Genomic DNA, 13,450 nt, shown 5'->3' on the forward strand with positions numbered 1-13,450 from the left:
GCCCAATAGGGTCGGCCACGGCCACACGGCCGTGTGTTTACGGTTCGGTCGCAGCGTTTTAGGCGAGCAGGCCCAATATTTGAGACTGATCCGGGTAAAAATTACCGGTTTTGCGTGATTCCATCGATTCCGTTTGTTGTTTCTATGCAACCGTCAAGACGATGACACGAAAGAATGGTGGGATCAAAGCCTCCAAAAAGCATCCGTCAATCAGTCAAAAAAAGACGTTAAAACAAATACTTATAACGTGCCCCCACTTTCATTATTTCTAGTTCTGGAAAAGCTTATTTCTTTATTTGCGGATCGCGCCCCTAGGGTACACCCCTAAACTCACGGTTCCCAAACGGGCAACTATCCGGGCGCGGCCAGTAGGACCGATGGCGTTCCCGGGCGGTTGCAGACCGTTTATGAACAAGGTCGCGAGACCTGCCTCTTTTTAGAAGGGAGCTCCACGAATGAACAAGACTCTGATCGTTGCAGCAGCTGCAGCATCGTTCGCTACCGTCGCTCACGCGCAAAGCAGCGTCACGCTGTACGGCGTGCTGGACGCAGGCATCACCTACACGAGCAACGTCCAGCCGGCACTCGGCCAAGCTGGCAAGTCGCGTTGGGCGATGGGTTCGGGCATTGACCAGAGCCGTTTCGGCCTGCGTGGCTCGGAAGACCTGGGTGGCGGCCTGAAGGCAATCTTCACGTTGGAAAGCGGCTTCGGCATCGGTAACGGCAAGCTGGGCAACAACGGCGGCATGTTCAACCGTCAAGCATTTGTCGGTCTGTCGAGCCAGTACGGCACGGTCACGCTGGGTAAGCAGTATGACGCAACGCAAGACTACCTGGCGCCGCTGACGGCAACGGGCTCGTGGGGCGGCACGTACTTCGCGCACCCGCTGAACCTCGACCGTCTGAGCACGACCGGTGACGTCGCAGCGAACAACACCATCAAGTTCACGAGCGCGAACTACGCTGGCCTGCAATTCGGCGGCACGTACTCGTTCTCGAACAACACGAACTTTGGTAACAACCGTGCGTACAGCGCAGGCGTTGCATACCAATTCCAAGGCCTGAAGCTGGCGGGTGCATACTCGCAAGCGAACCTGGGTGACGGTACGAACGCAAACGGCGCGACGTCGTCGGCAATCGGTGGCATCGCTAGCCAAGGCCGCGTCCGCACGTACGGTGCTGCTGCCGGTTACGCATTCGGCCCGGCACAAGTCGGCGCTGCATGGACGCAAGCACGTCTCGACAACAACGCAGTTGGTCTGGGCACGCTGCGCACGGACAACTACGAAGTCAACGCGAAGTACAACCTGACGCCGGCTCTCGGCCTGGGCGCTGCTTACACGTACACGAACGCGAAGATCAACAACGGCAGCACGCACTGGAACCAGTTCGGCCTGCAAGCTGACTACTCGCTGTCGAAGCGCACGGACGTCTACGCACAAGCTGTGTACCAGCGTGCAGCGAAGAACGGCATCGGCGCGTCGATCTACAACGGCGACAGCTTCAGCAACAACCTGCCGAGCTCGTCGATCAACCAAACCGCAGCAACGGTTGGTCTGCGTCACCGCTTCTAAGCGTGACAAGCGGGGTAACCCGCTTCGCAGTATCGAAAAGGCGCCTTCGGGCGCCTTTTTTTCGCCTGTCGAATACGACGACGCGGGTCGCGACGACGGTGCGTCTCGTCCGGACGCAAAAAAAACGAGGCTCAGAGCCTCGCTTTTTGTTTGATATGGCCGGAGGTACGCTGCCGGCCCGCAGCGGCGTCAGCGCGTGTATTCGCCGTTGGCCTCCGGCTGGAACACGATCGCCGCGACCTTCATCAGCTTTTCGACGCCGCTCGGCTGCATCACCTTCACCAACTGACCGCGTTGCGTGCCCAGCAGCGCCATGCCGACCGGCGAGAACACGTTCAGGCGTCCGAGTTCGAGATTGGCGGCATCCGGATAAACAATCGTCCAGGTGGCCTGTTCCTGGGACGCTTCGTCGAGCAGCGTGATCTGCGAGTTCATCGTGACGACGTTCGCCTTGATGGCGTCGGGCTGTACGATGTCCGCGCGCTCGAGCAGCGTGTCGAGCATCGTCTGGAAGCGCGGGTTGTGTTCGGCGTGCTTCTCGAGACGAGCGACGTCGAGTTCGGTCAACTGGTAAAGGCGTTGTTTCATGGCAGTTCTCCAAATGATCGGCATGGGGCAGGCATGGCGTGCCTATGGGGATCGCCCGGAGCCTGTCTGACCTGGCTCCGGGAGGAGGCCGTGCTGTCAGATCAGGCGCCGGGCAGGGGCGAGCGGTGCCTGGGCCGTGCGTCGAAGGCAGGGGTGCGCCGGATGGCCGGCGCGCGCACGCACGCCGGCCGGGCCGGACAGCGAAACCGAGAGAGGCGTGGGCGCGTGCATGGTGAATAGGGTATCGACGGGCGAATAAAACCTTTCGATTTTACAACACAACCTTCCGGATCGGTGATTAGGCTGTCGGCCTTTCGTCAGGCATTGTTGTGGAAATGATTTAAGTAATGGCGGTCCCGCGCGGAGGCAGCGGTCGATTTTTTCCGAAAATGCAACGCTGTATGTTCAAACCAAGGGTTTCCCCTTGGTATTGCGAGCACTACACTTCATCCATCGCTTCAGACAGTCCCGCCGGAAGCGACGCCAAAAGAGAACATATTTCGGAGGTCCATCATGAAGTCGATCATTTACGCAGCGATCGCTGCATCCGTCCTTGCCGCCCCGATCGCATCGTTCGCGCAGTCCGAACAGGGCTTGACCCGCGACCAGGTCCGGGCCGAACTCGTGCAACTCGAACAGAACGGCTACAAGCCGCTCGCGAGCGATGCGCAATATCCGCAGAACATCCAGGCCGCTGAACAACGGATCCAGCCGAACCAGCCGATGCTCGCCCAAGCCGACGCGAGCGGCTATGGTGCGGTGGCGACGAGCGCAGGCCAGTCGGGCCGCCGCGTGACGCGTGAAGCTCCGAATCCCGTGAACTCCGTCTACTTCGGCAACTGAACATCCCCGGGTCTGCCCGAGCACAGCATGTAACCGACGCGACGCGCGCAACTCGCGCGCGTCTGCGTCAGCAGAGCAGAACCTCCGTCGCCGCATTCCGGCGGCTTTTCCGCCCAGACGCTCACGCGTTTGGGTCTTTTTTGCTGGGATTGGGTCAGGCGGACGTGACCGCCGGGGTGCCGTGGATATAGTGTTCGAGCTGGCTGATCGTGAATTGCTGATCGGCAATCACACTCTTCACGAGGTCGCCGATCGAGATCAGGCCGATGAGCTTGCCGTCCTGGAGGACGGGCAGGTGGCGCATCCGGTGTTCGGTCATCAGCGCCATGCACTCGTCGGTGGACTGCGAAGGTTCGACGTAGCGCACCTTGGCCGTCATGATTTCCTCGACGCGGGTGGCCTTCGACGAACGGTCCTGCAGCACGACCTTGCGCGCGTAGTCGCGCTCGGTGACGATGCCCGCGATGTCGTCGCCGTCCATGACCAGCAATGCGCCGATTCCCTTTTCAGCCATCAGCTTGATGGCGTCATAGACGAAATCGGTTTTCGTGACGGTGTAGATCGTGCGGCCGGAATCCGGCTTGGCTTTGAGAATTTGCGCGACAGTCGTGCTCATGTGCTTTCTCCGTGTGCGGGACGATGCAGGGAAGGCAGGGCGTGATGCGCGGCACCCGACGGGCCCAGTATAGCCGGGCCCGCTACGGCAGTCGCGTGACGTTTCCAGATTAGCGGTAAACTCCGGGCACGCACTATCCACACAACTCCTACATTCCTGATCGTTTCGATTGAATTCATGATGTCTTCGCGTCCCCAATCGCCCACGCAGGGCAAAGTGAAAGTTTCATAGGAATGTTCCTGCCCCCGTTTTCCTATTTTTAATTCCTTGATTTATAATGTAAATTTACGGACCTTCGCCTCTGGCGGGGTTTTGCGTAAGTGGTCTAAAAAAGTGGAAGTTACGCGGTACTGTAAGATGATGACTATTGCTCATCACCGGGGGAGCCGTGGCAACGTCAAAACCAAGCATCCAGTCACGAACCGCTCGCGCCAAGCTTGCCCATCAGAATGAACTGATATCAATAGCAAAGAACGTCTTACCCGCGTTCGAATCGCCGTACAGGATTGAACCTGCTCGTACCGTGAGCAAGCCTTCTACGAGTTCATCGGGGGCTTCGTAGTCGTCCGGCAGTTCATCGGCCATGACAATATTCAGAGAAGTACGGAGCGGTTTGTCGTCGCTCTCATCGCGCAGATTTTCCCGTTTCTTCGCCTCTTGTGCTTCCTTGCGATCTTGCTCTGCAATACGCTGCATCCATTTGTCATAAGCTGACACGGAGCGCTCCCAGCTACCGGGACTACGCTTTTCTGGTGTGCCTTCGTAGGGAAGCTGCGAGATTTTCTCAATTTGATTATAGTTTTTCATGTTCTTTCTCCTTGCCCCGTACTCGGCTCCTACCGGTACGGGGCTTTTTATTTAGTCTGCTTTTGCGTCAGGGTAGATGCTGATTTCGATCAAAGTGCGCAGAAGCTTGGCAACCGTGACGCCGCGTGCCTTAGCGTATGTCTTGAGGTCTGCTTTCATTTTCCTTGGTAAATCGATATTGAAGCGTTCAACATCGGGGGGATTCTTTTTCAGTCTTTCGTCCAGAGTACTCATGGCAACCCCCAAATATTCATAATTAATTAATATTTACGGGTGTTTTTGGGAAATGTATAAATTTTTTTCCTATGCCATGAAATTAGAGCGTGCGCGGGTAAAATGCGGTGTCCGACCTGTACACTTTTTAATAAAAGTCGCTATACAGTACGTTTGGTCTGTAAAAGAATCACTATTCGAACGATTGTTCGCCCGGACGGTCTGTAGAATGGACTCTCATAGTCCCCGCATACCAGCCTCGGTTGTGCGGTATTTCGTGCCTGTGCGTTCACCTTTGATCGCACGGGCTTTTTTATTAAATAATGCGGTAAATCTCAAAGATCATCAGATTCGGACTCATCTGATAGACGCGGCGGGAAAAATGACGTACACATGTTGTGCGTATAATTCATCATACGGATAAGGAGCCTGAGAAGATGCGAAGGAGCTACCTGAAGGTGGGTGACAAGTCGTCGGCCGGTGGGACGGTTATCGAGGGCATACCGAGTTGCTACCATCACGGAACTGAATTGACCTATCTGGGTGCCCAGGTGGTCTGTCCTGCATGCCAGTCAACGGGCCGAATCGTCCCCAAGGGGCCGCGGTGGCCCAACAATATGATGGGGAAAGAGCCAGCGCTGGAAGGCGATTTGTGCGTCTGTAAGTGCTACCCCAATCCCGTCATGCTCGCGTCGCAGAACTCCATGTTTGAGAGCTTCGAGTCTCAGAACCTCGCGGACATGGGATTTGTCGCAAGTGGTCTGGCTTCGGCCGTGGAGTCGCCAAGCGAGCATTGGATTCGCTTCGCACTGAAAGATGCTGGTAGTTGTGAGGGGTTGCGCTGTCTCGCCCATTTCTCTGATGGAACGGTCGAGGAAGGTTTTTTCGACTCCAATAACGTCGCGCATTTCAACCGAACTAATTCCTCACCATGTCAAAAGGTTGAGGTGAAAATCGGATCATCCGGCCAGTCTCAGGGTTCCGTGATGAATAATATTCTTCGTGCGATGGTGGGATAAACGAAATGCCGAACAATACTCATACCGTTGCCGAAGGTTCGTATAACACCAAAAAGACTCACGAAATTAGCGGTGGGATTCTTGAGGGTGCTATTGCTTCCTACGAATCTATCGCTACGACTTTTGCTGCGAATGCCATAGGTGACGATAAGGTTCGTCAGCAATATATTCGCCATATCAAGGAGATTTCCGACCAAGTTAGACAGGACGTGGCGCATGGCAATCTTACAGTAAAAGAGGGTGCCGAATATTGCAGTCAACTGCGGGATAATCTGTTTGTTGAGTATAGAAAATACACTTCAGCTGTTGGAGTGGCTGGCGCGGAAAAGTTGAAACTCGAAGCGCGCGGGTTCGATTATTATTTGAACAAGTACGCACAGGGACAATTCGGCAAAGATTTTGTTCAGCTATCCGAGAAAGAGCGAGCTGCAGTGTATTAAAAAATCTTGCAGAAGGCGGGCGGCGGAAATACAGGGGTAACGGTAAAAGTCAGAAGGCTACAAATTCTTTCGAAAGTTGGGATACTGGTAACGGCTCTCCTTGCGGTTTATGAGGTAACAGGTTCAAAAAACAAAGTGCGTGAAGCTTCGCGCCAAGGGAGCATCATTGCGGGTGGTATGATTGGCGGAAGCCTAGCGGGTCTTGCTGTCTCCTTCGTGTGCGGTCCTGCTGAACCTGCATGTGCTGCTGCGCTTGTCCTTATTGGTAGCGGTGTAGGCGGGATGGCTGGCGAGGTCGCAAATGATGTTTATCAAGATGAGCTAGAGGTTTTTAACCACTGGATCAACAACTAACTCGCAAATCAATATGATCTACAACAGCTTGGTCGCCCTAATCGTTATCTGCCTAGTATTGCTTGCGGGCAGTGCAATAAAGGTTGCCTCGAGTGTGAAGGCTGAGGATTGGGGGTTTGACGATGATTCAGAGTCTGATGATAAAAGGCCCGGTCCGTCTAAATTATCGATCTTTCTATCATTGCCTGTTGTAATAGTATCCGCCTTGATTCTTCTGGTGTCACTGATTGTGATTCGAGTAATTGATTTTAATTGAGGGTGCAATCCCTGAAGTATAGGGATATTGAAGATGACGGTTAAAACACCATACATTGCTCCGCTTTCGCTGTTGGTTGTGGTGCGCCGCCGCGTGCTGAAGTCCGGGCCGTTCATAGAGCCCGCTTGGACAGGATCGGCCCAAGAGGGGATTTCCGGCCCGGTCGTGTTCGTTTCGCGCCTGCTGGCGCACATGTACGCATACCTGCGCAACGAGTACCACAGCGACGACGATAGCGCCCACTGGAAAGCGATTCCGTTACAGGAATTTGACCTGTTGGACCACGCGAACGGCATAGATGGCCCGCTGGTTTGCATGATGGCTTACGGGTTCGCGATGGAGACGCATACCGATGTGATATGCGTGCACGCTCCGCGCGTTCGCTACATACCGATACCGTTCAGCATCCCGGAGAACTCGGGCGAGGTAACGTTCTCGTTCAACCAATGGGCGTTTGACTTCATGCGGGACGAGTGGCAAGCGCTGGGTCTGAAGGGATACGAGCGGGAACTAGAGGCTGTGGACGAACTAGATGAGGCAGCATTCGACCGGCTCTTTCAGACGGCTGTAGCGCGGCTGGGCGTGTGTCGTGCGCGAACCGATAAGGCGGGGCCTTGGGCGGTGTTCAGCACGCAGGACGATACGTGGATAGCTGGATACGCGGATGAAGCGCCGCCAGCGAGAGCGCACGGGCTTCATTGATCGGGCGTCAGTAATCTGATGGGGTGCTATATTCCAAGAGGACGGCCCCGCCATTCAAATCGGATGCGGGGCCGCTTCTTTAGCCTGTTGCCGGACTCTACACGAAAAGCATACCTCTCTATCTCGATATCGATAATCCGTCTCATCTGGGTGGTCCAAGTCCAAGGGCGCGAGGTTGGATATATCTTTGTTATGATCCCCGTGACCTAACCCAGACGAAAATCGGTAATACAACAAGGTCGCTGTGGTCGCGCGCGTGGGAGGCGGCGACTAACCCCTATTACACGCTATTTGCTGCCTTTCACATTCCGTCCGCACTTCATGGTGAAATAAAATCAATTGAGCGGTATGTGACATGGAAATGTGCCGGAAGCAATATTCGTCGCCCGACAGGAGATCCGTCTGAATGGTACAGAGCGCCACCGGGTGATGTGCTTTCGCAAATGGTCGGTAGAGTGTGTAATAGACTGCCCGGTGTATTTGGTGAGGATGATGATTTCGATTACGCACCCTACATTTATCTTCCGGTGATAAATCCATATTTCTTTGAACTGAATGACGGAGTGGGTGAGAAATTCAAGAGGATTTCTGCGCCAGACATTTATATCGAAGAGCTTAAAAATAGACGGACGGTCTGGCCGGAGCGACCGAATTTCTTGGCTGAACTGGCGGAGACGAACGTTGCTGACAGCCTGCTAATTGCCGGTCCTGAAATTCTAAGGCAAAGGTTGAACTATGACGCGGCCTGCCGGGAACCAGTAGTGTCAAGGCGGCGGTAGGGCGCAGGCGAGGCGACCGGTGGGTAACTCTTCGTCACTAAGTAGACTGGGACGATAGTAAAACGCGTAACGTCCCTACGATAAACTGTTCAGTCTATGAATCCCGACTATCTGACGCCCGACGCGCTCGCGCCCATTGCCCGAGCGCCGATCACCGTCGAACAAATCAAGCGCTCCACACGTGAGCGGCCGGACCTTGTGGCGCATATCGTTGCGATCCTACAACGCGATTTACCGATCGTGACCGAGCTTGCGCGCCGCGCACCAACCGTGCTCAATGCGCCGGTCCATGCGGCGATCCGGCAGGAGTTAATCGACCTATCAGCGTCAGTCGTGAAGCAGGGCGCGCGGACCCGCTGGAGTCCAGTTCACGCCAGCCCCAACGAGGTTAGGCAAGTGGCGCGCGGCCTCCTGCGCCAAAGTACCCACCGGGGTCCAGTGAGGTAAACTCCATCAGTCGAGGTCTGTATTTTTGTACTTACGCGACAACTTACGCGACAGACCGAAGAAACTCCATCAAATCAATTGCTTATGACAGATTCAGGTTTGCCCACGCAGGGCAATGGCCAGGCCGACGAGTGCGTGACACTCGTCGCCACCGCGTCGCTGCCCACGCGCTACGGTACGTTCACGTCGTACGCATTCCGCGTATCGGGCAGCGATGCCGAACATCTCGCGCTCGTGATGGGTGACGTCACCGGCGAGCAGTCCGTGCTGACGCGGCTTCATTCCGAATGCCTGACCGGCGACGTGTTCGGCTCCTACCGCTGCGATTGCGGCGAGCAACTCGATCTCGCGCTGCGTTACATCGCGGCGGAAGACCGCGGCGTGCTGCTGTATCTGCGTGGCCACGAAGGGCGCGGCATCGGCCTGAGCAACAAGATTCGTGCATACGCGTTGCAGGAGCAAGGGCGCGACACCGTCGAGGCGAACCTCGATCTCGGCTTGCCCGACGACGCCCGCGAATACGACTCGGCCGCAGCGATCCTCCGGATCCTCGGTGTGACGTCGGTGCGACTGATGAGCAACAACCCGAAGAAGTTCGACACGCTCGTGAAGCACGGCATTCCCGTCTGCGAACGCGTGGCGCTCGCCGTACCCGTACGCGAGGAAAACGAGCGTTACATCCGGACCAAGCAGGCGAAGTTCGGGCATTACTTCGAGGAAAACGAGTAACGAAAACAAGGGACTCTTCGGAGTCCCTTGTGTCATCGGGATTTCGTGCCTTGAAGCCTTTGTGGTCAAGGGTTCGAGCCGAAAGTTGCGTTTTCCAGGTGACTTGTCTTCACTCGACGAGACAGCCGAAAATTTGGCGCTCTGGCGTAGCATTTCGATGCGCCAGACCGAGAATGCTGCGCTGCGGTCCCGGCCAGATGTGCGGATAGCGGAGACGATATGTCCCCGATAAATTATCGCAGGCAAGAAAAAGCCCGCTACTGGAGCGGGCTGAATCCATGTTTGGAGACATGGAGGAGACGGATGTAACTTTAAGGGAAAACCCGAGGGCTGGCAAGCCCTAGTTGTAATTGTGCAACGCAACGTTGGTGAGTTTTCCTGGCTGTGTCCGCGCAGCCGCTGCCGCTCTCACATTCCGCCTGCCCGTGCATGCGCCGCAAACGCGCCGAACCGCTCCCGCGCAACCGGCACCGCGTACTTGTCGCGCATTTCCATCTCGATCCACGCACAGGCCTCGCGCGCGCAGTCGTTCAGCGCGTGCCGCGTCGCGTGTCCGTCGATGTCGTAGACGAAGCGCACACCCACCTCGTCGTCGGTGACTTGCCGTTGCAGCTGGTTGAGCTGCAATTGCGGCCCGTGCCGTTGCGACAGCGCGCGCAGCTCGTCGAAGTGATATTCGAGCCAGTCGGCGAAGAACAGCGCATCGCTGCGGCAGCGCAGACGGAACGCCGCACTGCGCGACGGACGCTGCGCGGCGCCGACGGCCTGCGGCTCGCCGTTCGGCGCCATGGCCGCATCGACGGGCGCAAGCGGCTGCCCGATCTGACGGTACGGTTCGCGGTCGCGCAGCGCGTGCCACAGTAGTTCGTCGCCGGCGGCCCCGGACGGCTGCATCGTCAGGTCGTGCTGGCCGTGGCCGATTGCGGCGACGTCGCGGATCACGAGGCGCAGCGAGCAGAGCGGCTCGTCCGCAACCAGTAGCGTCGCCGCGCGCGGCAACCCGCACACGAGCGGTGCGGCGCCGGCCGCCCGGAACACGAGCCCGTTGCGATCGAGCCGGACGAGCGGCAGCGGCCGCGGAAACGACGGGTAGGTGACTGCGATGCGGGCGCCGCCGCTACCCGTCAACCCGGGCATCATCGCGCGAAAGACCTGAGACTGGTCCACGGTGGTTCTCCTTCGTTAGGATGCCGCCTGGCCGGACTACGCGCGTTCCGGCTCAGGCGGCGATGGCCTGCCGGGCAGCCCGTCCCGGCTCAATTCCAAGTGCGGCAAACGTTTGCGGATCGATATCGATCCAGCACGCGACAACCAGACGACCATCCACCGGTTTCGGGGGGCCTGCCCGGTGCGCGTGCACGCCGATCCGGCGGAACAGCCTCTCCATGCTCGCGAACGTCACGCCGATCAACTGCCGCGCGCCCAGTTGCGCCGCGCATTCGACGACCGCGGCGAGCATCGGGCGGACGGCCCACTCGGCATTGCCCGGAGCGCCTTCGTCGCCGGTTGCCGCGAACCGCGACAGCTCCCAGACGGCTGCCGATTCCGGCAGCGCGACGTCGTCGGCGATCAGGTCGGCGAACAGCGACTTCAGCAGATACGGGCGCGTGGTCGGTAACAGGCGCGCACATCCGCACACGTCGCCGTCGGCGTTTCTCGCGAACACGTAGACGGTATCGTCGCGATCGAACTGATCGCGCTCGAAACTTTCGTTCGCCGACGGGAGCGCCCAACCGAGCTGCTCGACGAACACGCGGCGCCGATAGCGCCCGAGATCCGCTGCAAGTTCGTGTGGCAACCGCCCTTCCTCGTGAACGAAGGTCCGCATGGTGTCCTCGGATCTGTACTTTGGTATGCACGCATTACATCGCGCGTCCCGAGGGGGCGGTAACTGGTAACTCTTACAGGGTGGGAGTGGTCGATACCATTTGACCGATGGTATCGATTTCCTGATCGGCGGGATTGAAATGCGGGCGGCTTTTGCTTATAAAGAGCGCCAGTCGTACGGAAATGTCAGAGGAAAGCGCGGTCGGTTGTCACTGGAGCGTGGGACCGGCATGATAGGCGTCGTTGCGACCGAGCAGCGACGATGCGACCGCGGCCGGCCAGTCGACGTGTACGAGCCGCGCGGCGAGCACGGCGGCGGTGCGGAACATGCCGAGATCGGCGCCGGTGGCGTCGACGGCCATGATGTTGCTGCGAACGTCGCCGCCCGCGATCACGAACGTGCCCGTCGCGCGCTCGAGATACCAGTCCCAGCCGACCGTCAGGTATGCGACGCCGGCACTGGCCGGGCGATGCCATTCGGTGTAGCCGGCCAGGCGCGCGTCGATGGCGCTGTCGCGTAGTTCCGCGAGCAGCGATGCATCGAGGCCGCTCGCGACGTGGTCGAGCACGAGCGCGGCCAGTGCGCTTTCGGACAGGCGCACGTAGCCGTCCGGAGACGGGCCGCGGACCGGATGCAACAAAGGTGAAGTCATGCGCGGAATGTATCAGCCCCGAACCGGTGCTGGCACCTGACAGGTATGACAGCGTAACGTTGTCGGAGATTGAATGGAACTGCGCTGGCAGGATGCCTACCAACAATTCAGCGCCGCGGAAGACGAGCAGCAGCTCTTCCAGCGGATCGCCGCTTATTCTAAACGCCTCGGCTTCGAATATTGCTGTTACGGCATTCGTGTGCCGCTGCCGGTGTCGAAGCCGGCCGTCGCGATCTTCAATACTTATCCGGACGGCTGGATGGCGCACTATCAGGCGCAGAACTACATCGAGATCGACTCGACGGTTCGCGACGGCGCGCTCAGTACCAACATGATCGTCTGGCCGGACGTCGACCGGATCGAGCCGTGCCCGTTGTGGCAGGACGCGCGCGACTACGGGCTGTCGGTGGGCGTCGCGCAGTCGAGCTGGGCGGCGCGCGGCGCGTTCGGGCTGTTGAGCATCGCGCGTCACGCGGACCGGCTCACGCCGGCCGAGATCAACATGCTGACGCTGCAGACCAACTGGCTCGCGAACCTGTCGCATTCGCTGATGAGCCGCTTCATGGTGCCGAAGCTGTCGCCGGAGTCGAACGTCACGCTGACCGCGCGCGAGCGCGAGGTGCTGTGCTGGACGGCCGAAGGCAAGACCGCATGCGAGATCGGCCAGATCCTCAGCATCTCGGAGCGCACGGTCAACTTCCACGTGAACAACATCCTCGAGAAGCTCGGCGCGACCAACAAGGTCCAGGCGGTCGTCAAGGCGATCGCGGCCGGACTCATCGAGACACCCTGATCCGGCGCTGGCGGCGGGGCGATCGTGCCGCGCCGGCCGCCGCCGCTCACTCCATCATCGGCTCCGCTTCCTTCGCGGTCCAGCTCACGCTGGAAATGCTCTTCTCCATGCTGATCCGGCTCGCGATCTGCTCGAGCTTCTGCTGATCCTTCGGATGCAGCTTCAGCGTCGCGGTCACTTTCAGCCGGTCCGGCTGGTCGGGCACGTCTTCGCTCGTCAGGCTCTGGAACGACAGCGGCTTCGCGTACATCGAATTCGACAGCAGCGTGCGGATGTGCACTTCGTCGGCGGCCAGGCAGATCACGGTGATCTGGTATTCGCGCACGAGGTCGGCATTCGACACGGGCGTCGCGTTGATCGCCTGGCTGACGCCGCGCAGCACCGTGTTGGTGAGCAGCACGACGCCCGTGCCGGCCAGTGCCGGCACGAAGTGCCCGGAGCCGGCCAGCACGCCGACGGCGGCCGAGCACCACAGCGTCGCGGCCGTGTTGATGCCCTGGATCGAGCCCTTGTCGCGCATGATCACGCCGCCGCCGAGAAAGCCGACGCCCGACACGACGTACGCGGCGATCTGCGTGACGCCGGCCACGCCGTTGCCGGTCAGCACGCCGAGCGTGACGAACAGGCAGGCGCCGCTCGCGACGAGCGTGATCGTGCGCAGGCCGGCCGTGCGTTGCCGCATCTGGCGTTCGAGGCCGATCGCGACGCCGCAGGCGAACGCGGTGAAAAGACGGAGTGCGAAATCGAGAGTCATGTTTGTTCTGCCGTGCCAAGTGCGCATGGCGGCCCGTGTCGCGGCGGCGCGAGGCC

The 13,450-nt window shown here is 58.8% G+C and carries 17 protein-coding genes; 9 read left to right on the top strand and 8 right to left on the bottom strand.

Going from position 1 to position 13,450, the window contains the following annotated elements; translation table 11 throughout:
- Nucleotides 1-455 precede the first annotated feature (455 nt).
- Complete coding sequence (locus WS75_RS30080; RefSeq protein ID WP_012366341.1) at nt 456-1,574, top strand: porin; 1,119 nt, start codon at nt 456-458, stop codon at nt 1,572-1,574.
- 189 nt (nt 1,575-1,763) lie between these two features.
- Here the strand turns inward: WS75_RS30080 and WS75_RS30085 are convergent, their stop codons facing one another.
- Nucleotides 1,764-2,162, bottom strand: a complete 399-nt coding sequence (locus WS75_RS30085) for a GreA/GreB family elongation factor (protein ID WP_059686146.1) — start codon at nt 2,160-2,162, stop codon at nt 1,764-1,766.
- 513 nt (nt 2,163-2,675) lie between these two features.
- On the opposite strand from WS75_RS30085, the gene WS75_RS30090 reads away from it, so the two are divergent.
- The gene (locus WS75_RS30090; protein WP_059686148.1) at nt 2,676-3,005 is read left to right on the top strand and encodes a DUF4148 domain-containing protein; all 330 of its coding nucleotides are present in this window, start codon (nt 2,676-2,678) and stop codon (nt 3,003-3,005) included.
- Nucleotides 3,006-3,159: 154 nt separating this feature from the next.
- On the opposite strand, the gene WS75_RS30095 is transcribed toward WS75_RS30090, so the two are convergent.
- The 3 genes from WS75_RS30095 to WS75_RS33985 all read right to left on the bottom strand — a co-directional run bounded on the left by WS75_RS30095 (nt 3,160) and on the right by WS75_RS33985 (nt 4,662).
- Nucleotides 3,160-3,621: a CBS domain-containing protein gene (locus WS75_RS30095; protein WP_059686151.1), complete on the bottom strand. Its 462-nt coding sequence runs from the start codon at nt 3,619-3,621 to the stop codon at nt 3,160-3,162.
- Nucleotides 3,622-4,065: 444 nt separating this feature from the next.
- Entirely contained in the window at nt 4,066-4,428 is a 363-nt protein-coding gene (locus WS75_RS30100; RefSeq protein ID WP_156429919.1) for a hypothetical protein, read from the bottom strand.
- Nucleotides 4,429-4,479: 51 nt separating this feature from the next.
- Entirely contained in the window at nt 4,480-4,662 is a 183-nt protein-coding gene (locus WS75_RS33985) for a ribbon-helix-helix domain-containing protein (protein ID WP_156429920.1), read from the bottom strand.
- Nucleotides 4,663-5,078: 416 nt separating this feature from the next.
- Between WS75_RS33985 and WS75_RS30105 the strand changes: the two genes are divergently transcribed.
- From WS75_RS30105 to ribA, 6 genes are all read left to right on the top strand, one after another.
- Nucleotides 5,079-5,660 carry a PAAR domain-containing protein gene (locus tag WS75_RS30105; protein WP_082729790.1) on the top strand — a complete coding sequence of 194 codons (582 nt, stop codon included), beginning with the start codon at nt 5,079-5,081 and terminating at the stop codon, nt 5,658-5,660.
- A 5-nt stretch (nt 5,661-5,665) separates the two neighbouring features.
- Complete coding sequence (locus tag WS75_RS34850) at nt 5,666-6,100, top strand: gluconate 2-dehydrogenase subunit 3 family protein (protein ID WP_257129481.1); 435 nt, start codon at nt 5,666-5,668, stop codon at nt 6,098-6,100.
- Nucleotides 6,101-6,106: 6 nt separating this feature from the next.
- A complete protein-coding gene (locus WS75_RS34855) occupies nt 6,107-6,454 on the top strand; it encodes a hypothetical protein (RefSeq protein WP_257129482.1) in 348 nt (115 codons plus the stop codon).
- Between the two features lie 289 nt (nt 6,455-6,743).
- Nucleotides 6,744-7,412 carry a hypothetical protein gene (locus WS75_RS30110; RefSeq protein ID WP_156429921.1) on the top strand — a complete coding sequence of 223 codons (669 nt, stop codon included), beginning with the start codon at nt 6,744-6,746 and terminating at the stop codon, nt 7,410-7,412.
- A gap of 875 nt (nt 7,413-8,287) precedes the next feature.
- A complete protein-coding gene (locus WS75_RS30115; RefSeq protein ID WP_059686162.1) occupies nt 8,288-8,638 on the top strand; it encodes a hypothetical protein in 351 nt (116 codons plus the stop codon).
- A gap of 84 nt (nt 8,639-8,722) precedes the next feature.
- On the top strand, nt 8,723-9,367 hold the full coding sequence (gene ribA, locus WS75_RS30120; RefSeq protein ID WP_059686165.1) for a GTP cyclohydrolase II: 645 nt from the start codon (nt 8,723-8,725) through the stop codon (nt 9,365-9,367).
- Nucleotides 9,368-9,775: 408 nt separating this feature from the next.
- Here the strand turns inward: ribA and WS75_RS30125 are convergent, their stop codons facing one another.
- The 3 genes from WS75_RS30125 to WS75_RS30135 form a co-directional block, all read right to left on the bottom strand.
- Complete coding sequence (locus WS75_RS30125) at nt 9,776-10,534, bottom strand: hypothetical protein (RefSeq protein ID WP_179948965.1); 759 nt, start codon at nt 10,532-10,534, stop codon at nt 9,776-9,778.
- Between the two features lie 52 nt (nt 10,535-10,586).
- The gene (locus WS75_RS30130; protein ID WP_059608485.1) at nt 10,587-11,195 is read right to left on the bottom strand and encodes an acyl-homoserine-lactone synthase; all 609 of its coding nucleotides are present in this window, start codon (nt 11,193-11,195) and stop codon (nt 10,587-10,589) included.
- 208 nt (nt 11,196-11,403) lie between these two features.
- Nucleotides 11,404-11,847 (bottom strand): DUF4902 domain-containing protein, encoded by a 444-nt coding sequence (locus tag WS75_RS30135; protein WP_059686171.1) that lies wholly within the window; start codon nt 11,845-11,847, stop codon nt 11,404-11,406.
- Between the two features lie 73 nt (nt 11,848-11,920).
- Here WS75_RS30135 and WS75_RS30140 point away from each other — a divergent pair, with 73 nt between their 5' ends.
- Entirely contained in the window at nt 11,921-12,640 is a 720-nt protein-coding gene (locus WS75_RS30140) for an autoinducer binding domain-containing protein (protein ID WP_059686173.1), read from the top strand.
- Nucleotides 12,641-12,686: 46 nt separating this feature from the next.
- On the opposite strand, the gene WS75_RS30145 is transcribed toward WS75_RS30140, so the two are convergent.
- Nucleotides 12,687-13,394: an MgtC/SapB family protein gene (locus WS75_RS30145; protein WP_059686176.1), complete on the bottom strand. Its 708-nt coding sequence runs from the start codon at nt 13,392-13,394 to the stop codon at nt 12,687-12,689.
- Between the last annotated feature and the right edge of the window lie 56 nt (nt 13,395-13,450).

This window comes from Burkholderia sp. FL-7-2-10-S1-D7, from assembly GCF_001524185.1.
GTDB classification, from domain to species: Bacteria; Pseudomonadota; Gammaproteobacteria; order Burkholderiales; family Burkholderiaceae; genus Burkholderia; species Burkholderia diffusa.